Below are 23,943 nucleotides of genomic sequence, written 5' to 3'. Positions count from 1 at the left end.
TCGGTCTTTTAACCTTTTTGTAGTCAAGGAAGGTGCAGTATGAGTTCTCCCGCTTTTTACGATATCCGTGCCGCCGTTACTCGCGAACAGAGTGCGCCCTTTGTGATTGAAGATGCGCGCATTCGTGCGCCCAAAAATGACGAAGTGTTAGTGAAGATCCTCGCCACGGGGATGTGCCACACCGATATGATCGTGCGTGATCAATACTACCCTGTGCCATTGCCAGCGGTACTCGGCCATGAAGGTGCCGGTATTGTTGAAGCTGTAGGTCCACAAGTGCAAGGTCTGAGCGTTGGCGACCATGTGGTACTGACTTACGGTTATTGCAGCCATTGCCACCAATGTTCTGATGGTCATGCCGCTTATTGCGATGAGTTCTATCCGCGTAACTTCCAAGGTTCTGACGTTAATGGCGAAACCGCGCTGCAAGACGCAAACGGCAAACCACTGCATGACCACTTCTTTGCCCAATCTTCTTTTGCGTCTTACGCGCTGAGTTTAGAAAGCAACGCGGTGAAAGTGCCTGCTGATGCGCCATTGGAACTGCTTGGCCCATTGGGTTGTGGTATTCAAACCGGAGCTGGTGCAGTGATTAACTCACTGAAAGTAACGCCGGGCAGCAGCTTCGTATCATTTGGTGCGGGTGCGGTAGGTCTGTCAGCGGTATTGGCGGCACGTGTTGCTGGTGCGACGACTATTATCGCGGTAGATGTAGTGCCATCACGTTTGGAACTGGCGCTGGAATTGGGGGCGACCCATGTGATCAACAGCTTGGAAGAAGATGCGGTTGCGCGCATCAAAGAGATCACCCACGGCGGCACTAAGTTCGCGCTGGAATCTACAGGTCGCCCACAAGTGTTGCGTCAAGGTATTGATTCACTGGGGCTGCTCGGTGCTATCGGTGTGGTCGGCGCGCCTAAGCTGGGTACTGATGCAAGCTTCGACGTGAATGATGTACTGCTCGGCGGTAAAACCATTCGCGGCATCGTAGAAGGTGATTCGAACCCTAAACAGTTCATCCCAATGCTGGTGGAACTGTATCAACAAGGGCGTTTCCCATTCGATAAACTGGTGAAATTCTACGACTTTGAGCAGATCAACCAAGCCGCCGCCGATAGTGAAAAAGGCATTACGCTGAAACCTATTGTGCGCATCGCTAAATAAACAATATTTGCGTGAATTAAGAGGAAGCCTGCGGGCTTCCTTTTTTAATCCTGAACGTCACCCGCCAGCGCAGCGCGGACCATCGTGGCTGTGCTGATGTGTCTGATATGCACTGCTTGTCTCATCCTCCTCTCGTGTGACTGAACCCTATAAACAATAGTCGTACATTCAAGGTGTTTCTGAGTATTTGCTTAAATATTAACATGCTGAATTTTATTAATAATATTCTGGTTATTGAGCAATTAAAGAAAAACTCAGCACAAGTTGCCTTGTAGAGTGGCGATGTTCTGCAATACTCAATTGATGGATATTTATACGAATAATCAATCGAGTTTGACACTATGGTTCTATGGCTGGTCGTCATTGCTGCAGCGCCAATAACGCTTATCGCGTTGGCCTTGTCGTCGTTTAATCTTAGTGGTGCAGCATGGGCTGCCTTGCTGTTGGCGGGGGCTATTGGTGCCGCCATCAGTGTGTGGGGCGCGTTACGTGTGAAAGCCGATGCTGCCACCTCAATCGCGCAGCTTCATTCAGCTCGGGCGGAAAGCACCACCGATGACAGCGTTAAACCGTTAGCGCAGTTGTTGGAAAAATCCTTGCCGATCTGGCGTGGTCACATCGACTATGCCGATCAGCAATCGACCGCAGCGGTGGCCGATCTCTCTTCGCTGTTTGGTCAGTTGGCGGAACGTTTGTCGCACGCAGCGGCGTTGTCTTCCCATGCGGGTAGTCACAGTGATAAACAGGTGGTGGATGTTATCCGCGATAACAGTGCTCGCCTTGGTGATGCCATTGCAGCCTTGCGTGAAACCCAAGCATCTCGCGCCAACATGTTGGAACAGATGCGCCATCTAGAAAATTACACCAGCGAACTCAGCGCCATGGCGGCGGATGTGGTGGTGATTGCCAAAAATACCAATCTGTTAGCGCTTAATGCCGCCATTGAAGCCGCAAGGGCCGGTGAATCTGGCCGTGGCTTCTCGGTGGTCGCCGATGAAGTACGTTCCTTGTCGATTCGCTCGCAAGAAACGGCCACCAAGATGACCGATAACGTTGCTTTGGTGAATGAAGCCATCGAGCGCACTTTTGCCACGGCACAACACGCCATGGAGCAAGAGATCAGTCAAATTCAGCAAACCGAGCAGTGCATTGATGAAGTGACCGAACACTTCACCGAGGTGGTCGCCACCATGGAGCAGCAATCTAACGTGCTGTTGCAAGATACCGAAGCTGTGCGTGACGCCATCTCTGGCGTCATTATGGAACTACAATTTCAAGACCGCGTTAGCCAAGTGTTGCAGACCATCCGCAGCAACATGACCGATCTGGAAGAGATGCTACAGCAAGCTCAAGCCGACGATGCTGGCGCGGCGAAATTTATCGACGTTGATCGCTGGCTCAGCAACATGAAACAGCGCTACACCATGATTGAGCAACATCATATTCACTCGGGCGAACAGCGCGTCAAAGAGGAAGATGATGGCATCACTTTTTTTTAGTTTTCCCATAAAAATAGCCGTTTAATTTAGTAGAAGGGATTGTGCATATGAGTAAAACCATACTGGTAGTGGATGATTCAGCCTCGATTCGTCAAGTGGTCAGCATGACGCTCAAAGGCGCCGGTTACAGCACCATTGAAGCCAGCGATGGCCGCGATGCCTTAGCCAAACTTACCGGTAATCGGGTTCATTTAGTGATCAGTGATGTCAACATGCCCAATATGGACGGCATAACGCTGCTCAAAGAACTCAAAGCGCGTCCCGATACCAAATTTACCCCCGTCATCATGTTAACCACTGAATCTGAAGCCGCCAAAAAAGAACAAGGCCGAGCCGCAGGCGCTAAGGCGTGGGTGGTTAAGCCGTTTAATCCGCAGCAGTTAATGGCCGCCGTTGGCAAATTGATCATGCCGTAAGGAGTGCGCCGATGCTGACACACCACCAAGCGGCCGGTATCGACACCGTGAGTTTTGCCGGTGAGATGACCATCTATGACATTGAAAACCTCGCCACGGCGTTCATGCCGTTGATCGGGCAAGCCAGTAACCTCGTGGTCGATCTCAAAGAAGTTACCGAGATCGACAGCAGTGGCGCGCAACTGCTGATGATGGCGCGGTTAGAGCGGCAACGGCTCGATAAAGCCTTCAGCCTAGTGAATCATTCTGTAGCGGTGGTGAATCTGTTCAAACTGTTGGGCTTGCTCAACTGGTTTGATGATCCGGTGCTGCTGTCTGGCGATGCCTAGTTCCATGGACGAGGAGATTGTGCGATGAACATGGATGCTGCACTGCAAACCTTTTTTACCGAAAGCCGTGAGCTATTGGAGGACATGGAAAGCCAGTTACTGCAACTGGAGGGCATTGATGAGGCACAGTTGCAAGAGAGCCTCAACGCCGTGTTTCGGGCGGCGCACACCATCAAAGGTTCGGCAGGGATCTTTAACCTCGACTTTATCGTAGCGTTTACCCATGTGGTGGAGAGTGTGCTGGATCGATTGCGCAACCAACAAATTGCCATCGATGAGGCGTTGGTGTCCTTGTTGCTCTCATGCCGCGATCATATCGCCGCACTGGTGGATGCCGCCGAGGCGAAAGAGCCGCCAGATGTCAGCGCTGGCGAGCCACTATTAGCCGAGTTGCAACAGTATCTGGCGGCGGATGCGCAGCCAACCAGCCACGCCGCAGCTACCCAAGTTGCTAACACGCCGCCACCGTTTGAGCGCATGGCGGCCGATGCCGTCAGTAATGATTGCTGGCATATCTCGGTGCGTTTTGGGCTGAACTCCTTCCGTGATGGCATGGACCCGCTATCTTTCCTCACCTATCTCGGCACGCTGGGCAACCTTGTCTCGGTAACCCCGCTGGCGGAGTTTATTCCCGCGCTGGAACAATACGACTGCGAAAGTTGTTATCTCGGCTTTGCCATTCAATTCGCCTCACAAGCCAGCAAACAAGAAATTGAAGATGTGTTTGAATTTGTTAAAGAAGACAGTGAGTTACACATCATTTCGCCCAATAGCCAACTGACCGAATATATCCAACTGATCGAGTCGATGCCGGAGATTGACCAACGTCTGGGCGAAATTCTGTTGCAGTGTGGTGCATTAACCGCTGCCGAGTTGCAGCGGGCTTTATCGCGGCAACAACAGCAACAGCCGACGGCGCCGATTGGCGAAATTCTGGCACATGGCGATGCCTCACTCAATCCGGTGCTCGATGCTGCGCTGACCAAACAAAGCAAGGTGCGTGAGTCGCTCGCCAAAGAGCAAAAAAGCCTGCGGGTGGACGCCGATAAACTCGATCATTTAATCAATCTGGTGGGCGAACTGGTGACCGCTGGCGCGGGCACGTCGCTGCTGGCCGACAGTTTAGGTGATGGCAACTTGTGTGAGTCGGTGTCGATTCTCAACGGTTTGCTGGAAGAGGTGCGCGATGCCGCGCTGAAACTGCGGATGGTGCCGATTGGTGCCACTTTTAGCCGCTTTCAGCGGGTAGTGCGTGATATCGCCAAAGAGTTAGGTAAAGACATTGAACTGCAGATCACCGGTGCCGAAACCGAGTTAGATAAATCGGTGGTGGAGAAGATCGGCGATCCGCTGATGCACTTAGTGCGAAACGCCATCGACCACGGCATTGAATCGCAAGCGACGCGTTTAGCGCAAGGTAAATCGGAGCGCGGCGAGATCTCACTGCATGCCTATCACGACTCGGGCAACATCGTGATTGAAGTGGGTGATGATGGCAAAGGGCTCGACCCCGAAGTTATCCGCCGTAAAGCGATTGAAAAAGGCTTGCTTGATGAGCAGAGCAACCTCAGTGATGAGGAGCTATTTAACATCATTTTTGAGCCGGGGTTTTCGACTGCGGCGCAAGTATCCAACCTGTCTGGCCGCGGTGTTGGCATGGATGTGGTGAAGCGCAACATCGCCGATTTGCGTGGCCGTGTTGAAGTGCTGAGCCAGTTGGGCCAAGGCTCGACTATGCGCATCATTTTGCCGCTGACGTTAGCGATTATTGATGGCTTCGTTATCGGCGTTGCCGACGAACAGTACGTGTTGCCACTCGATACCGTGCTGGAATGTTTGGAGCTGAATTCGGCGGAACTCGATAGCACAGATGAGCCGTATATCAACCTGCGTGGACAAGTGCTACCGCTGATATTTTTGCGAGATTACTTAGCGGTCCGCGGCAGTAAACCACGGCGTCAAAGCATAGTGGTTGTGCAGTCTGGCGGGCAGTCGGCGGGCATAGTGGTAGATCGTTTATATGGCGAATTTCAAACAGTAATTAAGCCATTAGGCAAGTTGTTCTCCCGTGTGGGGTGTGTCAGTGGCTCCACCATTTTGGGCAATGGCACGGTGGCTCTCATTCTCGATATACACGGATTACTCGATGCAATGATTGCCTACGAGCAGTTGCAATATCGACGTTAATGGCAAGCAATGTAAGTCAAACAGCGGGTTAAGGAAGGTACACAGATATGCTGAAAAATATGAAACTTGGCGTAAAACTGGGGGGCGGTTTCGGTATTGTGCTCATACTGCTGACGTTGGCAGTAGTGATCTCCTTCAATGCGCTGTATACCGCCGACAGCGGTTTTAACACCTATCGCAGCTACGCCCGCAATACGGTGGAAGCCGGGCGCATCCAATCCAATATGTTATCGATGCGTTTAGCGACCTTGTATTACTACAACCAGCCATCTGCTGAATCACTGCTTGCCCAAGAACAAAGTTGGGCGGCGCTGTTAGATATTATTCCCGACGCCAAAAAGATGGTGGTGGAGGAGCGTCAGCTCAAAATCTATAGCCAGATGGAAAAAGAACTAGAGGCCTACGACGAGACCTTTAAAGAGGTAGTTGCTCTGGTGAAAAAACGCGAGCTGCTGGTGAAAGATCAACTCGACAAAATTGGCCCAGAGATGGAAACCAACATGACCGAGTTGTTACGTGCTGCCAAGGAAAGCAAAAATGGCGAGCTATCTTACACAGCCGCACTTACCTTGCGTAACTTGCTGTTAATGCGCTTGTATGTGGTCAAATTTTTGGACAGTAACAGTGAAGACAACGTGCAGCGGGTGACTAGCGAACATCTCAAGTTTGAAGAAGATCTGAAGCGACTTGACCCATTACTGACCAGTGACACTGATCACGAAACATTGAGAACGCTCGAAGCCGCCAGCAATCGTTACATCAAAACGTTTGAAGATGTGGTGGCGACCATTAAGCAGCGCAACCAACTGATGGACACTAGACTGACTGCCGGTGGCCGTAACATTGCTAATCTGCTGCAAGATCTGTTAACCGATATCAAAGGCCAGCAAGATGCGCTTGGCCCACAACTGCAACAATCCAATCAACAGGCGCAATGGTTGTTACTCGTTGTCAGTGCCATTGCTTTGCTGATGGGCTGCATTGTTGGCTACATCATCACCCGCTCAGTGCTGCGCCAAATCGGTGGTGAACCCAATTACGCTGCATCGTTGGTGAAAAACATCTCCGAGGGCGATCTCACCGTCAAGTTTGATCTGCGGGAAAACGACCAAACCAGCCTCGTCGCCAATATTCAAAACATGGTGCGGCGTTTATCGCAAATTGTCGGTGATGTTAACAGCGCCAGTGATGCCTTGGCTTCGGCCTCTGAGGAAGTCTCCGCGACTTCACAATCTTTGAGCCAGGGCGCCAGTGAACAAGCCGCCAGCGTTGAAGAAACGACCTCATCAGTTGAGCAGATGTCGGCCTCTATTGAGCAAAATACCGATAACGCCCGCGTGACCGATGGCATGGCCGCTAAGGCCGCCAAAGAAGCCCGCGAAGGCGGCAATGCGGTGGAAAAAACGGTGGCGGCGATGAAATCGATCGCCGAGAAGATCGGCATCATCGACGATATTGCCTATCAAACTAACCTGTTGGCGCTGAACGCTGCCATTGAAGCGGCCCGCGCTGGTGAGCATGGTAAAGGCTTTGCCGTGGTGGCCGCCGAGGTGCGCAAATTGGCCGAGCGTAGCCAAATCGCCTCACAAGAGATCGGCGAGGTCGCCAAAAACAGCGTCGGTTTAGCTGAGCAAGCGGGCAAATTACTGCAAGAGATGGTGCCATCGATTGAACGCACTTCCGATCTAGTGCAAGAGATCAGTGCCGCCTCGGTTGAGCAATCCACCGGCGCGACGCAGATCAATCAAGCCATGGAACAGCTCAATAGTATTACCCAGCAAAGCGCCTCGGCATCGGAAGAGTTAGCCTCCACCGCCGAAGAGATGAGCAGCCAAGCCCAGCAACTGCAACAGTTGATGACCTTCTTCAAAACGGCACATTCACGGCCGCGGCCTGCGCGCAAAGCCGCCGCAGCATCGCCAACCCCCGTTAGCCGCAGTGCTGAGGCGGACGACGATGACGGAGAGTTCGTCAGATTTTAGGAGGCGATGATGACAGCAAAAAACAGCAAAATAGTGCCTGCCAATCAAGCGCTGAGCGAATTGGATTACGCCAATTTTGACGAGAGTTCGCAATACCTTACCTTCTCATTGAATCAGGAGTTGTACGCCTTTGGCATTCTGCATGTGAAGGAGATTTTGGAGTACGGCAAAGTCACCAAAGTACCGATGATGCCGGAGTTTATTGAAGGGGTGATCAACCTGCGTGGCGAGGTGATCCCAGTGGTGAATTTGGCACGGCGTTTTGGGCTGGCGGCGAACAATGTCACTCGGCGCACCTGTATTGTGATTGTGGAAGTCAGTAGTGACGACAGCGCCCAAGTGATTGGCGTGATGGTCGACAGTGTGTCTGAGGTGCTGGAAATCACCAGCGACAATCTGCGTAACGCGCCCAGCTTCGGCGCCGCCATTCGTACCGATTTTATTCGCGCTATGGGCAAAATCGACGACGATTTTGTGGTGATTTTGGCCGAGGATAAAGTGTTGTCGATTGCCGAAATGGCGATGGTTGAGCAAGTGCGCGAGCTGGCGGAACAAGAGGGGTTGGCACCGTGATGGCCAAACCAGCGCAGGAGCCTGTTTATGCCCAGATTAATCTGCTGGATAAAGAGTTCGAGCAGATTAGTCGCTGGGTGTATCTCGCTGCTGGCATTCGGCTGACCGACAGCAAAAAGGCGTTAGTGTCGAGCCGCCTCAGTGGCCGACTGCGCGAGCTACAACTCATCAGTTTTCAGCAATATATCGACATGATCACTAATGCCAAACACCCGCTATCGGCCACCGAGCGGCAAAATGCGATCAATCTGCTGACCACCAATGAGACCTTTTTCTTTCGCGAAATTGCCCATTTCGATTTTATCCGTGAAGTGGTGTTACCGCTAAAGTCGGGACGCAAAATGCGTTGCTGGAGCGCTGCGAGTTCCACCGGGGAGGAGGCCTACTCGTTGGCAATGACCTTGGCGCAGCATCACAACGGCGCTTGGGAAATTGTCGGTACCGATATCAATGAAGAGGTGGTAACGAAGGCCCGCAGCGCTATTTACCCGATGCTGCGAGCTGACAATATTCCCAAAGCGCAGTTACATCAGTTTTGTTTAAAAGGCACCGGCAGTAAGGCGGGCACCTTTAAAATTGCCAAAGAGTTACGCCGCAATGTGAGTTTTCGGCAGGCCAATCTGCAGCAGTTACCGCCTGATCTGGGCCAATTTGATTTGGTTTTTTTGCGCAACGTGATGATCTATTTCGATGTTGCTTCCAAAGAGCGGGTGATCGCCAATGTGCAGCGGCAGATGAAGCCGGGCAGCTATTTATTGATAGGCCATGCAGAGAGTTTAAACGGTATTGCTAACCAACTGACGCTAATACGGCCATCCATCTATTTGGTGGCGTGAGTATGCGTGGCTTTCCCGGTGACCAAGGATTTAAACGCATTTCACTGCAGCCCGGTGAGTTGCATTTTGAGCAGCAATGCTCTGAGTTAGTGGTACATACTTTACTGGGATCGTGCGTGGCGATGACCTTTTGGCATCCGCGCGACAAGATTGGTGGTATGTGCCATTACTTGTTACCAGAACGGCAGCAGTTTTGTAAGAACGCGCATCATCCGCAGGGCTACTATGGCACTGATGTCATAGAGTTTTTTTTACAGCGTATTGCCACTACTGGGCATAAGCCCTCGGCATTTCAGGTGAAGTTATTTGGCGGTGGGCATGTGATGCGTCTCACCGATCGGCTCAATCCTGAGTTGAATGTGGCTGACGCCAATGTGCGTTTTGGGCGCACCCAATTAATTGCTGCGGGCTTTACCATCAAAGCGGAAGATGTCGGCGGCAGACGTTATCGCAAGGTACATTTCGAATTAGCGAGCGGCAATGTTTGGGTGCAATATGGTCAGTACAGTTAATTGGGGTTAACGGAAGGCGCTATGGTGGTAGAAACAGCGGGTACAGGTCGCGGTCTTAATGTGCTGATAGTGGACGATTCTGCGGTGGTGCGACAGGTGATGAGCGAGCTGCTGCAAGCGGATAAAGCCATTGCCAGTGTCAGCTCAGTGGCTGACCCGATTTTTGCTATGCGCCGTATGGAGAAAGACTGGCCTGATGTGATTGTGCTCGATATTGAAATGCCGCGCATGGATGGGCTGACGTTTCTGAAACAGATTATGCAGCAGCGCCCCACGCCGGTGATTATCTGCTCCACGCTGGCAGAGCAGGGCGCAGATGTTACCATGAAGGCGATGTCGCTCGGTGCTTTTGGGGTGATCACGAAACCCAAGATGGGACTGAAAGGCTTTTTGCTCGACAGTGCCAATGATGTGGTCAGCGTGGTTAAAGCGGCGGCTTCTGCCCGCCTGAAAAATATTGTGCGTACAGTCAGTAAACCACCGAGTGTTAAACCTAGCTTAGCGGCGAACTCGTCGTTACCGCGCCACCACAAACGTAATATTGTGGCTATTGGCACCTCCACCGGCGGCACGCAAGCATTAGAGCGGATTTTGGTGGCGTTACCGGTTGATGTGCCGGGCATTGTGATTGTGCAGCACATGCCAGAAAAGTTTACCGCCATGTTCGCCCAGCGGTTAAATTCGCTGTGCCAGATTGAAGTGAAAGAGGCGGAAGACCGCGATCTGGTATTGCCCGGACGCGCATTGATTGCCCCCGGCGGGCGCCACATGCAGCTTGCCAGAATCAACGGCCGTTATGCTGTCAATGTGATTGATGGCCCGCTCGTTAACCGCCACAAACCTGCGGTTGATGTGCTGTTCCGCTCGGTGGCGAAAATCGCCGCCAAAGATGCGGCCGGCTATATTCTCACCGGCATGGGCGATGATGGTGCCCGTGGGTTGCTGGAAATGCGCCAAGCGGGCGCCGAAACCATTGCCCAAGATGAAGCCAGTTGTGTGGTGTTTGGTATGCCCAAAGAGGCGATAGAACTGGACGCCGCCAGCAGAATTATTGCCCTCGATGATGTTGCCCGCGATATTACCGAGCTATAAAACCCGCAGCGGACCACTGTAAAATCAAACACTAAAGTCCAATACGCCGTTAGGGGCGGTTGGTGGAAAATAACGACTTGGCATAGCAGCTGTCTTGCCTAAATCACGCTCTGCCTACAGCAAAAACAACCAGCAAAGGTTAACTGCTCCTAAGCTATTTACGTGATCTGATTTACATTTCTGTAAATCATGCTGACAAGTAATTGAGCTAAGTCTAAATATCTCATAGCATAAATTTCTTAAGTTTCAGCAATAAGTTGCCACCATCAACAAAGTTGTCACATAGCTATCGCTATGGTGATATTTATATAACGATGGAGCGAGTAGGGTAAACGACTCGTTAATCAATAAATGTGCGCTAACAACTATCGATTAGGGATGCGATGTGGGCGAGCTAACAACAAGAATAACGCAGCTTTTTAGTCAGTACCGCACTATATGGTTGTTACTGTATGTGCTAGTAACCCTCTTTTTAGCGTCAGCATTTGCGTCACCCCACCAATTAATTCCTCTCGATGCCAGTGGCGCCATCTTGTGTTCGGCCTTGTTGATGGTACCGCGACAGATGAAGCACGATGTGCCGTTTATCGTCGGCATGTTGCTGCTCAGTGTCGCCTGCCAATGGACCCTTTATCAGCAGCCATTGGCCGATGCAGTGTTGATCGCACTGACGTTTTGGTTGCAGGGTGGCGTGGGCTTCTTTCTGTTTCGCATCTTTCAGCTCGACTCGTTGAATTTTGAACGCATGGACGTGGCGTTTAAATATCTGCTGTTGGGCTGTCTGCTGCCCAGTGCGTTTCTGGCAAATATTCCCGCCGTGGTGTTAAACCATGCCCAACTTGAATTCCATCTTGCTTGGGCCTACTGGTTCAGTAACCTGTCGCTGGCGGCGGTGCTATTTAGTTCGGTGATCTTACTGGTTGGTGCCGAGCAACATAAAGCTACACGCTTTCCCGTCATTGCGGTGCTGGCATGGCTGGCAACGGGCGCGCTCACCTTTGCGATTTTCAATCAGCAATGGGTGATAACTTATGGCGTGCCGCCAGAAAGTTTTGTGTTTGTGCCGCTGTACGGCATCTTTGCCGCGTTTTTTTCATTGCGTTTTAATGCATGGCTGCTGACCTCTAACGGCTTGCTGGCGCTGTTGCTGTTACAACGGATGCAAGGCAGTACCAGCGTCGCGTTGGAAATCCGTAACTACTTGTTGTTGTCGCTGCTGATTATTGCCATCCACACCCTCAACCTGTTGATTACTGCGCTGCTGAGTGAACGTAACCGCAGTTTGATGCGTATCCGCCGCAGCAAGCGAATGTATGAGGCGCTTAGCTCAATTAACCAAGAGATGGTGGGCGATAACTATTCTGAAGCGGAAGTGTTTGAAAAAGTCTGCCGCATTGTTACCCACAAAATTGGCGTGGAGCAAACCAGTATCGGCGTGTGCAGTTTTCGCCAAGCGCCTAACAGTGAATCGCAAATCGTGCAGCTATCGCAGCTGTATATTTACCCGATGAACCAATGTTTGGAAAGCGGCCTAACCTTACAACTCGACCCCGAACGACTTAAACAGCACGCGGGTTTTGGCCGCTTTGACTCGGCGCCGCTGTGTCACCAATGCCAACGCCGTTGTCGTTTCGATCAAGTCTATGCCTATCCCATTTATAAACAGGGTCAGCTATATGCCTTGCTGAGTCTGTTTGATTCGACCGGTTTTGAGTTTGATGATGCTGTGCAAACCTTGTTTGAACGTTTGGCGAAAAATATCACCTTCGCCTTAGATGCGATTGATAGCCGCCAGCAACTGAGTTTGATCAACGAAGTGTTTGAGTATGGTCACGAGTCGATTGTGATCACCGATCCTCGTGGTCACATCATTAAAGTGAATCCGGCGTTTAGCCGCATCACTGGTTATAGCGCGGCGGAGGTGATTGGCATCAACCCGCGGATTTTGAAGTCAGGGCGACAAGAGCCGCATTTTTATCAAGAGTTATGGCAATGTTTGCTGGAACGTGGCAATTGGTCGGGCGAATTTTGGAATAAGAAAAAAAGCGGCAAGCTTTATCTGCAACGCGGCACGATCTCGGTGGTGCGCAATAGCCAAGGCGAGATTGAGCACTTGATTGCCATTATGGAAGACATCACTGAACAACGGGATGCCGCTGAGAATATTCGTCGTCTGGCCAATTTTGATACGCTCACTGGGCTGGCTAACCGTAACTCGCTCAATGAGCAGTTTTTACTGCTACTGGAGCAGGCACATCAGCGCAGTAAACAACTGGTGGCGATGTTTATCGATCTGGACGATTTCAAACATGTGAATGATGCCATGGGGCATCAGTTTGGCGATGAACTGCTTAAAGCGGTGGCGCTGCGCTTTCAACGGGTGCTCAACGCCGGTGAGCAACTGTATCGTTTCAGTGGCGATGAATTTGTGCTACTGGCGCAATATGACAGTATCAGTTCGGTCGACTTAGCCGAGGCCATTATTCAAACACTCGGCTATCCATTTGAAATTGGCTCGCAAACCGTCAACATCGGTTGCAGTATCGGCATTGCGATTTCGGGCACCGATGGCAGTACACTCGACCAACTGGTGGGCAGCGCGGATGCCGCGATGTATCGTGCCAAAGCCAGTGGCCGCGGCACTTACGCGTTTTTCTCGGCCGAAATGCAAACCGATGCCATGGAGAAATTCACCCTTAAACATGCGTTAGCACAAGCACTGGAACAGCATGAGTTTGAGCTGTATTACCAGCCTAAGGTTCGCATTGTTGATAACGCAGTGATGAGTGCTGAGGCGTTGGTGCGTTGGCATCATCCACAGCGTGGTAAGATTTCGCCCGGCTATTTTATTCCGTTAGCGGAAGAGTCTGGGCAGATCGTGCAGATCGATCTGTGGGTGCTGGAAACCGTGATTGCTCAGCTCGGCAGTTGGCTAGCGCAAGGGTTGGATGTGAAACCTGTGGCGCTGAATATGTCACTGCCAATGTTTCAACGGCCGCAGTTTATTGAAGAGCTGAAATATCTGCTTGAGCGTTACAGCGTGCCCGCTAACCTGGTGGAATTAGAGATTACTGAGCGCGTTGCCATGGGCGACTTTAGCTACACCGTTTCCACCTTGCGCGCATTGCGGGCGCTGGGGGTGACTATTGCCATTGATGACTTTGGTACGGGCTACTCCAGCATGTCTTATCTGTTTGATTTTCCTATTAGTACGCTAAAAATTGACCGCGCCTTTGTCACCAATATCGACCACGACAGCAAAAAACAGGGCATAGTTAACGCCATCATCTCGCTCGCCAGTACCATGGAGCTAACCACGGTGGCGGAAGGTATTGAGTCAGAGCAAGAGAAGCAACTGTTGATGCTGCTCGGTTGTGATTATTACCAAGGTTTTCATTTCTCCAAACCGCTGCCCGCGACAGAGTTTGCCGAACGGTATCTGCCCACGCGGGCCGAGAGCAAGTCGAATAATGCGCTTATCTCCAAAGGGGTAACTGCTTAACATTCAACAAAATAGCTAAAGGTATAAGCGTGGCGACTTTGACAAATCAGCATTCGGCGAAAATACTTTTCTAACGTTAGTTGTTCGTTATGAAAGGAGATGCCATGTCAGTTCCTGTCACTATCGCCGATGATTCGGCGTTCTCTCGCAAAACCGTTATGCGCGCGTTGCCCAAGGATTGGGATGTACTGGTACACGAAGCGACTAATGGCAAAGAAGCCATTGATGCCGTCAAGGCGGGCCTCGCCGATGTGCTGTTTCTGGACTTGACCATGCCAGAAGTCGATGGCTTTCAAGTGCTGCAATATCTCAATGAAAACCATAACAAAACCATCGTTATCGTCATCAGTGCCGACATTCAGCCCGAAGCGGTGGAGTTGGTTAACTCGTTGGGGGCCTATCGCTTCTTAAAAAAACCACTATCGCCTAATGAGCTGCATCAGGCGCTGTTTGAGGTGGGGCTGATATGAGAGACAAACTTGGTGAAGAGCTGCGTGATGTGCTGCAAGAGTTAATGAATATCTCTATGGGACAAGCGGCCAATGAGCTGGCAAAGCTGATCGAAACCAAAATCACCTTATCTATTCCCCATATTGTCACCATCACACCGGAAGAATTTGCTGAAATTTTTGACTCGGCCGATCGCTACTGGTTTAGTCGCCAATCGTTTTTAGGATCGTTGCGCGGTGAAGTGATCGCGCTGTTGTCGAAATCGGGCACAGATACCATGGCATCTTTGATGGATTACCCGTTGCCACTGGATGATGCCACCACCGAAGAGTTGATATTGGAACTCGCCAATATTCTCGCCGGTGCTTGCCTCAAGGGCTTTGCCGAACAGCTTGAGCTAAAGGCCAATCTGAGCATGCCCACCGCTTATCGACCCGCCCAAGACAAGGAGCGCCAGTTCCGCTGGGATTCGGCCTTGCTGATGGAGGTTGAGTTTAAAGTGGAACAATCGATGTTTGGCTCAAAGGTGTTAATCTGTCTCGAAGATCAATCGGTAGACAGTTTAATCAACCGCCTCAACACCTTATTGGAGTAAGCCATGGTCGACAGTTTAGTATGCAATGCCTTAGTTGATAAATTGCCGTTGGGTATCTGCGTATTAGACCGCGATTTCAATATTAGTTATTGGAACAGTTTTTTTGCCGACCGCATGGATATGCCCAGCGATGTGGTACTTGGGCGCAACATCCTCGAGCTGTTTCAAGATGAAGCCTCCTTTCTGAAAAAGAAACTCAAAAGTGTGTTGGTGTTAAACAATCCCAGTTTTTCCTACTGGGAACATCGCCCGCATATTTTTAAGTTTAAAAGTAGCCGCCCGATCACCGGCGAAGAAACCTTGATGTATCAAAACATGGAGATAGTGCCGTTGCAAATCGTCGACGGCGAGGTACAGTCTATCTGTTTGATTTTACAAGATGTGACCGCGCTGGCTGGGTATTTTAACGCGCAAAAAGAGTTGGCGCTGCAACTGGAAGCCGAACACGCCGAGCAACGCGCCTTGATCAATAAGTTAGAGATGGCGCAGGGACAACTGCTGCAAGCGGAAAAAATGGCCTCCATCGGCCAACTGGCGGCGGGGGTGGCGCATGAGATCAATAATCCCATCGGCTTTATTAACTCCAACCTGCAAAGCTTAAAAGACTACGTGGCTAATTTACTGAAAATTGTTGAGTTTAGTGAAAAGGTGATCGATAAGGCCACACCGGACGCCTATCACAAACTCAAGGCGGATTTTTATGAGCGACAGCAGTACCGCTTTATTCGACAAGATATTACCGAATTGGTGAGTGAATGTTTGGAAGGGACTAGCCGTGTGGCGGCGATTGTAAAAAACCTCAAGTCATTCTCCCATGTGGATAACAGCGAGTGGCAATATGCCGACGTGCGCGATGGCATGGAAAACACGCTGAAGATCGTCAATAACCAACTGAAGTATAAAGTGACGGTGCATCGTGATTACGATGAGCCGTTGCCACAGCTGTACTGCCAACCGATGCAACTCAATCAAGTGTTTATGAATTTGCTGGTCAACGCCGCTCAAGCGATTGAGCACAATGGCGATATTTATATCAGCATGAAATGTCACGAGCAGGGCGTGCGGGTGGCGATCCGCGATACCGGCAGCGGTATTGAGCCGCGTCATCTGGATAAGATTTTTGACCCATTTTTTACCACTAAACCTGTGGGTAGCGGCACGGGGCTTGGCCTGTCGCTGTCATACTCGATTGTGCAGAAACATCAAGGACAGATCGCCGTGACCAGCGAGCGGGGTAAGGGCACAGAGTTTACTATCACGCTGCCGATGCTGACCGAGCAGCAAGTGGCCGAAAAAGAGCAGCAAGCGCGCAACGCAGCGCCGCATCTTGCCGAGTAACGTGGCGAGTCCAACGCCGTTGCTATTCCACCACCAAGCGCAGCACTTCGCGATGACTCAACAGATATTGTCGCAGCTTGTCGATGCTATCTTGGGTGATCACATGCCCTTTGGGCAGCATCAACATTTGACGGCTGTTATACAGATTGCGTTTTAGCTTCATGCCGACATGAACTTGATCGACCGTCAGCCCTTCATTGCTTGGCTCAGCTTCCGCGACTTTCTTATTGCGTTTGATCAGCTCGCCCAGCAGGGTGATCACATCAGGATCGTACGTGTTGCCTTGTTGCCGTTTGAGAAACTCGTAAGCTTCATCATGGCTCATGTCGCGCGGATTCAACTGCTTGAACAGCAAGCCCCAAAAGTCGCGTGCCACCGCTAAAATACGCGAACCTACCGGAATCGTGCGGCCAGCCAATTGGGTCGGTTCACCGCTGCCGTTAAATTTTTCATACTGATGCAAAATCACTTCGATCATCGGTTGCAAGTGCACCGCCGGTCGCAAAATATCTTCTGCCAGTTGTGGATGTTTCAGGTAGGAGTTCAGCTCCGCGCCGACAATTTTATGCATCGGTTTTTCCAGCAGGGTGGTCGAAAAACTCAACTTACCTAACTCGCAATACAGCCCCGCTTGTTCAATGGTATGGCACAAGCCGTCATCTAACTTAGCCATTTGCGCCAGTTGCAGCGAGGTTTTGGCAACACAACGGGCGTAGTCACCACTCAGTTGTGGGTTAATGCTGATGATGTTGTACAGCACTTCCAAAATGGCGCTGTTTTCGGTTTCACGCTCGGCCAGCAGGCTTTTCACTTGGTTGATAGTGCGCACTAACTGATTGGTGCGCTGCTCTACCAGATTCTCCAAATTATGGTTGAGTTCTTTCAACTGTTTGTTCTGTTTTGCCACTTTGGCGGTGAGCTGCTTGTTAGCGATGATTAGCCGAAAATACTGTAATCCTTCATCAACCAGTGCCACTAGCTCGGCATTGTCCCAAGGTTTTTGCACGTAACGATGAATTTTACCTATGTTAATGGCGGCGACAGTGGAGGCTAAATCGGCATAGCCCGTCATCAGAATGCGGTAAGAGTTTGGCTGGAGCTTGGCGGCTTCACTCAGAAACTGCGCACCATTCATTTGCGGCATGCGCATATCGCTGATAATCACATGGATTGGCATTTTTGCCATGATCTCAAGCGCTTCTGCACCGCTGGTCGCCAGTTGCAAATTCACCGGTTTGCCAATAAATAGCCGCTGCAGTGACTTTAAAATACTCGGCTCATCGTCAACACATAACACCGTGGCTTGGGGCTCATTTTCTACTTGCGTCATGCGGTTTCCCCTAAGAAAGCTGCTCATTTAACTCGCAAATTAAATTTATGTTGTAAACTGAGTATTATCAAGTTGATAGCGGCATATTATCTTGCGGCTATTCGAGCGGTTAATCGCGGTTAGATGGGGAAGAGTATGGCGACCTTGAAGGTACTCTTTGTTGATAACGATCCGTTAGTGCTCAAGGCGTTGCAGCGCGCGGCGCGGCGTATTCGGCCAGATTGGCAAATTCTATTGTGTGATGCGCCCAGCGACTGGCAACAGCAGATAACGCAAACCGTGGATGTGGTGGTGTGCGATTATTTGATGTTGGGGCTGCGTGGCAATGCGCTATTGCAACAAGTGCGTGAAGTGATGCCGGGCGCTATTCGTGTACTGCTGACCGGCGATACCTCGCCGACAGTGTTGGAAAGCCTCAACCACTGTAGCCACTTTATGATTGGCAAACCTTATACCGAGCAAGACTTGGCTTTCCTATTTGGTTGCGCTGAACGGTTACAGCAACTGCCATTTACTGCCGATGAGCGCCATTACCTCGGCGGGCTGCAGGAGCTACCTGTCATGCCAAAACTGCTGATTAAGTTTAAGCGGATCATGCTGGAACCTGAGTTAGACCTAGAAAAACTCACCGAACTGCTATCTCACGATGCGGTGATCAGCGGCAAATTACTGCAATATGCTAACTCGGCTTTTTTCGGTTTTGGCCGTAAAACGACCTCACTGTTTGAAGCCATCATGCGTTTAGGCACTAAGCTCACCGAGGCGATTGTTACCTCAATGCTGGTGGACCAAACATTTGCGGCGCAGATCCCACATGCCGTGCTGCGCAGCATTAACGATGCCGCATTTCAACACGCCCAATTGGCACGGCAGATTGTGGAAAGTTTAGATTGGCCTACCGAAGCGGCTGATGAGTTATTTTCTGCCGCCATGCTTAGTGGCCTTGGCCGCTTAATTGTGGCGGCGCGGATGCAGAGTCAAACACCGTTGAAGCCAGAAAATATCACTGGCAGCGTGTCGCTGGCCTATTTCGACAGCAGCGCGTTAGTCAGTGCCTATATCCTCACGTTATGGGGCTACCCAGACGACTTTGGCAATATGGTGCTCAAGCAAGATACCGCCGCCAATGAGCACAACGAGCAGGAGTTAAAACAATTTATTTTGTTTATCACTAAACGTTGGTTACTCGCCAATAACACTCAGCGGCACAACTTGCTAAGCATGATTGAAACGCCAGCGTTACATGCAGCGCTGCAACAGCGGCCGTAGGCGTTAATAAGCGATAAGCTATAAGCTATAAGCTATAAGCTATAAGCTATAAGCTATAAGCTATAAGCTATAAGCTGTAAGCTGTAAGCTGTAAGCGGTTGGCGTTATTGTTAGGGCTGACTTTTTTGCTGCTTGCTTAGTTGATTCGGCGTCGCAGGCCGCGCCTCGTTCATAACGCGTTTTATTTGAAAAAAGTAAAACACTAAAGATAAACACCCCTCACTTTGCTCATCAGTTACTTAAATATTTTTCCATTGTAATGATAATTACTATCATTTACACTCGCGTCAATTTTAGCAACCTCTAAAGGTTTACTGATGAAAGCTGCTGTATTACCGCTGACCTTGGCGGTATTTAGCGCACTTTATGGTGCAGAATCGCTGGCGGAAGAACAAGCAAGCAACACCAGTGATATTGAACGTATTACCGTGTCTGGCCGTGCGCAATCACTCTATCGGGTGAATGATGGTTCGTTAGCGATGAAGACCAATACGCCGATAGAACGCACGCCACAAGCGGTGCAGATATTGCCGCTGTCGCTGATTGAAGACCAAGCTGCCACCGAAGTGACCGAGCTGTACCGTTCCATCAGTGGTGTGAGCCAGTACAACTATGCCTCAGTAACCTTTCGCGGTTTCCGCCAAAATGATGTGCGCTATGATGGCGTGCGTGGCGATCCTTACGGTGATGTGTCTACGCCGCAGCTGTTTAACATCGAACAAGTGCAAGTGCTAAAAGGCCCAAGCGGTGCCTTGTATGGCGCCGGTGATCCGGGTGGTTTGATCAACTACGTCACCAAAAAACCGTCCTATCAACGTAACAACAAAGTGAAATTGGCGACTGGTTCCGATGACTTTGTCAGCGGTAGCGTCGAGCTATCGGGGCCGTTGCTTGATTACGATAACCAGCGTTATCGCGTGGGCATCTACCAAGATCATGAAAATCCTTACCGCGTAAATACCGATAAACGTAACCGCACCATCGACTTAGGTTATGCCTTTGATCTCGGTCAAGACACCTCGATTACGCTGCAATATACCAACGTGATGCAACACAACGGCGGCGAGCGTCTGCGTGGGTTGCCAGCGGATATGAACGGTAATTTCCTCACCGATCGTGATTTCAACTTCAACGAGAAGTCGGACTTTTTGGATCTCGATGCCGACGTGTTTCAACTGAGCTTGGAGCACAACCTTAACTCATGGTTGTCGGCCAGCATGAATGTGCGTTACTTCGAAGACACCGAACGGCAGAAATATCATGAACCACGTAGCGCCACTGATACCGATGGTGATGGCGTAGCGGACTTTGCCGATCGCGAATATCGTGACCAAGATCGTCACACGCAAACCACCTCGGTAGCGCTCAACTTAGTGGCGGAACTGGGCGACCATACCGTGCTGTTGGGCGGCGATGTGTCGCGTCAGCAAGAAGACTTCATCTACATGCGCGCCCGCAAAGCCGATGGCGTGGTGGGGCTCAGTTATCAAGATCCGCAGTATGGCGTTACCGACCCAGACAGCTACAACATGCGTTTGGCCGGTGATAACAATACCGAAGCGCTGCGCTACGGTGTCTATCTGCAAGATCAATGGCGTATCACTGAAGCGTGGGATGTGACGGGCAGCGTCAGCCTCGACGGGTTTAATGATGAAGCACAAGATCACATGGCGGACTCCGAAGAGAAGTTTAACGACCAAGGTTTCTCTTACCGTTTGGGCAGTACCTACAAGATCAATGAGCACTTCCATCCGTACTTGAGTTGGGCTACCGGCTTTACGCCACAAACGGTTTCATCCCAACTGGCAACCAACGGTGGCCCATTTGATCCCGAAGAGAGCAAACAAGCGGAGATCGGTTTACGTACCTTCTGGTTTGACGACGCAGTTAATATTAACTTTGCCGGTTACCACATCGTGCGGGAAAACATTTTGCAGGTAGATCCGAACGATACCGACAAGCAGCAAGCGTTAGGTAAAGTGCGTGCGCGCGGTTTTGAAGTGGATCTGATGGGCGATGTCACCGATAACTTAGTGATCAACGCTAACTACGCCTATAACGACACTGTGGTGAAAGACGCCGTTGATGGTATCAGCCGTGCGGTGGGTGACCGTTTTGCTAACGCGCCACGTCATCAGTTTGGTTTGTGGAGCCGATATGATCTGAGTGCGATTAACTCGTCTATCGCGTTCGGCGCGGATTATGTGTCTGAGCAGTTTGACCAAGATGGCGGCAAGATTAAGCCGTACACCGTGTTTGACCTGTCATGGCAAACGCAGTGGCAAGCGTGGCAGTTCCAGTTGAACGTGAAAAACTTGTTCGATAAAGAATATGCCGTCAGCGGTTTGTTGAATCGCACCGGCTTGTATCCGGGCGAACACCGCCGTGTGTATGCCTCGGTGTCTTACGCGTTCTAAGTGCTAACAACGCCGAGCATTGCTCGGCGTTGTTGTCTCTAGCTTAGTGCTGATGCGCGCCCTGTAGCGGTTGGCCTTGGCTGTTGTACACCGCATGTTCGCTGTGTTCGACAAAGCCTTGGTTGATCATCTGCGCGAGGAACGGATCAGTCTCGTTGTCACCAATATCGGCGTAATCCGTATCGGTAAACTGTTGCCATTGTTGCAGTTGCTGCGTGACTTGTTCACCACTTAACACGGCAGTGGCTTGCCATTGCTGAGTGCGGTCATTACGGCGGGTGCTGAGTGACAACGGCAGCTGCAAGCTGTTACTCCACAGCAACTCATAATGCACGCCTTGGTAATCGCCTTGATAGCGTTGGCTGTCAGCACATGCACCATCACCCACTAACGTCAGTTGTTGGCGCAAGTTGTTAGCGGCAAAGCTTTCAATCTCGGTTTGTGACACGTGGATATTCAGCGTGCGCAGATCGCCGGTGTAATAGTCGATGCGGCGTTGCTGCTGGCTAAACACACGGTAGAAGTTGGGATGGCTAGCTTGCTTGAAGTCCCACCATTCGCCGACGCCATTATCAGGGTTGTAGTAAGCGGTTTGCGCGTGGCTGCGCAGCAGTTGCAAGTTGCCCTGTTGTGCACCTTGCAACTGATATTGCAGGCCGAAATTTTGGCTGTCGGCCACTGTTGGGCAAAAATCAGCGGCACTGGCGTGACCGCACCACAGCGCGAGTGCGCCGACTAAAAATAGGTTACGTGGCATAAAGCCTCCTTAAAACGAGTGGTCGAGCAAGGTGCGATGTACGCGCACCTTGCTGACACCGGCGACAGCGGATTACTGCTGGTTCGCTTCGGCGCGATTGACCAGATCGGCGGCATAGTTCATCACATGGAACAGCATATTTTGCTCCACTGAACCGGTGACTAACTGCGCACCCGGGCCGCGAGCGTATACCGCCACGTCTTCACCTGCGTGAGTTTCGCTGTCCATCGGCACGGTGGCTTCTTGACGGAAGTTCACGTCAGTGACGTTGTACAGGTTGAGATCGGGGCGATAGCTGTCGCTGTTGATGGGGTCGTTACCAAAACCAAAGCCCGGGCCGTTGGCATAACCTAAGGTGGTGTACGGCATGCCGTTGCTGTCGGTGCTGTAGGTGGTTGAGGCACTACCGTTGTCATCCACACCGCGCACTAAGCCGAGGATCGGGTTACCACGCACCGGATAACCAGCAATGGTAAATACGTGGCTGTGGTCGGCGGTAACCAGAATCAGCGTGTCGTCATCAGCTTTTTCCATCGCGACGCGCACCGCTTCAGACAAGGCTACCGTGTCTTGCAATGCCCGAGCGGCGTTACCGGCGTGGTGGGCGTGGTCAATACGACCTGCTTCCACCATCAGGAAATAGCCTTTGTCGTTCTGCTTGAGCATGTCCAACGCACGGCTGGTCATCTCTGCCAGCGAAGGCTCGCCCGCCACATCATCTTGACGGTCGGCTTCATACTGCATATGCGAGTTTTCAAACAACCCCAGCAGATGTTTCACGTTACGAGTATCCACCGCGAGGAACTGCTCGCGGTTCCACACGTAGGCGCTGTCGCTGTATTTGCTAGTCCACTCACTGGTGAGATCGCGGCCATCGTTACGGCGACCATTGCTGCCGTTTTCTGGGTCAGTTGTGCCGTTTGCCATAAAGTAGGTGCGGCCGCCACCTAAAGCGACTTCAATGCCGTCACCGTAAGGAAAGTCGATCAATTGCGCGGCAATATCGGTACAACCGGCATCAATCGCGGCCTGTGGCATGTTGCTGTCAGCTTCCCAGTTACGTTCTACTGCATGAGCGTAAGTCGCTGCTGGCGTGGCGTGGGTTAAGCGTGCAGTTGACACTACACCCGTACTCATACCGGCAAGCTCTGCCAGTTGCAGCGCCGACAATACCGACTGGTTTTGGCCAGAGGCACAGTTACCACGAATCGCTTGGTCATCAATGCCGATGATGCCGTCTTTAGTTTTTACGCCAGTGACAATCGCCGTCATGGTCGGGGCTGAGTCCGGCGTTTGTTGGTTGGCGGAATAAGTTTTCACTAAACCAGAGTAGGGAAAGGTTTCAAAGCTGAGGCGGTTTTCTTCACCGCTATGGCCTTGCTGTTGCCCTTGATAGATGCGTGCGGCGGTGAGGGTAGAGATACCCATGCCGTCACCCACAAACAGGATCACGTTCTTCGCTTTGCCAGCAGGGTCGCTGACGCTGCGTTGGCTGGCTTGGCTCACAGTGGCTTGGCCTTCGACAAACCATTGGTTAACGGCGGTGTAATCACGGCCATTTTCACCGGTGCTACCATCTTGTCCAGCGGGACCGGCCGCGCCAGTATCACCATCATCACCACAACCGGTGAGCGCTAGCGCCGCAAGGGCGGTGGTCATCGCCAGTACAATTGCATTCAGTTTCATTATTGGCAT

At 51.2% G+C, this 23,943-nt stretch carries 19 protein-coding genes; 16 read left to right on the top strand and 3 right to left on the bottom strand.

The features are described 5' to 3' along the window. Positions 1-39 precede the first annotated feature (39 nt). The 14 genes from L9G74_RS05965 to L9G74_RS22290 all read left to right on the top strand — a co-directional run bounded on the left by L9G74_RS05965 (position 40) and on the right by L9G74_RS22290 (position 16,475). Positions 40-1,164: an NAD(P)-dependent alcohol dehydrogenase gene (locus L9G74_RS05965; protein WP_238895387.1), complete on the top strand. Its 1,125-nt coding sequence runs from the start codon at positions 40-42 to the stop codon at positions 1,162-1,164. 341 nt (positions 1,165-1,505) lie between these two features. Next, on the top strand, positions 1,506-2,663 hold the full coding sequence (locus L9G74_RS05960) for a methyl-accepting chemotaxis protein (protein ID WP_238895386.1): 1,158 nt from the start codon (positions 1,506-1,508) through the stop codon (positions 2,661-2,663). Positions 2,664-2,710: 47 nt separating this feature from the next. Further along, complete coding sequence (locus L9G74_RS05955) at positions 2,711-3,079, top strand: response regulator (protein WP_238895385.1); 369 nt, start codon at positions 2,711-2,713, stop codon at positions 3,077-3,079. An 11-nt stretch (positions 3,080-3,090) separates the two neighbouring features. Then, the gene (locus L9G74_RS05950; protein WP_238895384.1) at positions 3,091-3,408 is read left to right on the top strand and encodes an STAS domain-containing protein; all 318 of its coding nucleotides are present in this window, start codon (positions 3,091-3,093) and stop codon (positions 3,406-3,408) included. 24 nt (positions 3,409-3,432) lie between these two features. After that, positions 3,433-5,595: a chemotaxis protein CheA gene (locus L9G74_RS05945; RefSeq protein ID WP_238895383.1), complete on the top strand. Its 2,163-nt coding sequence runs from the start codon at positions 3,433-3,435 to the stop codon at positions 5,593-5,595. Positions 5,596-5,642: 47 nt separating this feature from the next. After that, positions 5,643-7,577 (top strand): HAMP domain-containing methyl-accepting chemotaxis protein, encoded by a 1,935-nt coding sequence (locus L9G74_RS05940; RefSeq protein WP_238895382.1) that lies wholly within the window; start codon positions 5,643-5,645, stop codon positions 7,575-7,577. A 6-nt stretch (positions 7,578-7,583) separates the two neighbouring features. Next, positions 7,584-8,150 (top strand): chemotaxis protein CheW, encoded by a 567-nt coding sequence (locus L9G74_RS05935; protein ID WP_238895381.1) that lies wholly within the window; start codon positions 7,584-7,586, stop codon positions 8,148-8,150. Then, positions 8,150-8,986: a CheR family methyltransferase gene (locus L9G74_RS05930; RefSeq protein WP_238895585.1), complete on the top strand. Its 837-nt coding sequence runs from the start codon at positions 8,150-8,152 to the stop codon at positions 8,984-8,986. The genes L9G74_RS05935 and L9G74_RS05930 overlap by 1 nt, the downstream gene beginning before the upstream one ends. Positions 8,987-8,988: 2 nt before the next feature. Further along, entirely contained in the window at positions 8,989-9,498 is a 510-nt protein-coding gene (locus tag L9G74_RS05925; RefSeq protein WP_238895380.1) for a chemotaxis protein CheD, read from the top strand. Between the two features lie 21 nt (positions 9,499-9,519). Continuing rightward, positions 9,520-10,590, top strand: coding sequence for a protein-glutamate methylesterase/protein-glutamine glutaminase (locus L9G74_RS05920; protein ID WP_238895379.1), 1,071 nt, complete (start codon positions 9,520-9,522; stop codon positions 10,588-10,590). A 454-nt stretch (positions 10,591-11,044) separates the two neighbouring features. Further along, positions 11,045-14,092, top strand: coding sequence for a putative bifunctional diguanylate cyclase/phosphodiesterase (locus tag L9G74_RS05915; RefSeq protein WP_238895378.1), 3,048 nt, complete (start codon positions 11,045-11,047; stop codon positions 14,090-14,092). 104 nt (positions 14,093-14,196) lie between these two features. Next, on the top strand, positions 14,197-14,562 hold the full coding sequence (locus L9G74_RS05910) for a response regulator (RefSeq protein ID WP_238895377.1): 366 nt from the start codon (positions 14,197-14,199) through the stop codon (positions 14,560-14,562). Then, positions 14,559-15,137: a chemotaxis protein CheC gene (locus tag L9G74_RS05905; RefSeq protein WP_238895376.1), complete on the top strand. Its 579-nt coding sequence runs from the start codon at positions 14,559-14,561 to the stop codon at positions 15,135-15,137. The genes L9G74_RS05910 and L9G74_RS05905 overlap by 4 nt, the downstream gene beginning before the upstream one ends. Positions 15,138-15,140: 3 nt before the next feature. Next, positions 15,141-16,475, top strand: a complete 1,335-nt coding sequence (locus L9G74_RS22290) for a PAS domain-containing sensor histidine kinase (RefSeq protein ID WP_275297264.1) — start codon at positions 15,141-15,143, stop codon at positions 16,473-16,475. 22 nt (positions 16,476-16,497) lie between these two features. Here L9G74_RS22290 and nosR read toward each other — a convergent pair whose 3' ends face one another. Next, positions 16,498-17,805, bottom strand: a complete 1,308-nt coding sequence (gene nosR, locus L9G74_RS05890; RefSeq protein WP_238895375.1) for a response regulator c-di-GMP phosphodiesterase, NosR family — start codon at positions 17,803-17,805, stop codon at positions 16,498-16,500. Positions 17,806-17,940: 135 nt separating this feature from the next. Here nosR and L9G74_RS05885 point away from each other — a divergent pair, with 135 nt between their 5' ends. Both L9G74_RS05885 and L9G74_RS05880 read left to right on the top strand, forming a co-directional pair. Next, entirely contained in the window at positions 17,941-19,074 is a 1,134-nt protein-coding gene (locus L9G74_RS05885; protein WP_238895374.1) for an HDOD domain-containing protein, read from the top strand. 317 nt (positions 19,075-19,391) lie between these two features. Then, positions 19,392-21,491 carry a TonB-dependent siderophore receptor gene (locus tag L9G74_RS05880; RefSeq protein WP_238895373.1) on the top strand — a complete coding sequence of 700 codons (2,100 nt, stop codon included), beginning with the start codon at positions 19,392-19,394 and terminating at the stop codon, positions 21,489-21,491. Between the two features lie 43 nt (positions 21,492-21,534). On the opposite strand, the gene L9G74_RS05875 is transcribed toward L9G74_RS05880, so the two are convergent. Then, complete coding sequence (locus L9G74_RS05875) at positions 21,535-22,248, bottom strand: hypothetical protein (RefSeq protein ID WP_238895372.1); 714 nt, start codon at positions 22,246-22,248, stop codon at positions 21,535-21,537. A 72-nt stretch (positions 22,249-22,320) separates the two neighbouring features. Next, positions 22,321-23,934, bottom strand: coding sequence for an alkaline phosphatase (locus L9G74_RS05870; RefSeq protein WP_238895371.1), 1,614 nt, complete (start codon positions 23,932-23,934; stop codon positions 22,321-22,323). Positions 23,935-23,943: the final 9 nt, after the last annotated feature.

This window comes from Shewanella electrica (assembly GCF_022321485.1).
GTDB lineage: Bacteria > Pseudomonadota > Gammaproteobacteria > Enterobacterales > Shewanellaceae > Shewanella > Shewanella electrica.
Note: the sequence above shows the minus strand (reverse complement) of the source record. Positions and strands in the feature narration are given on the sequence as shown.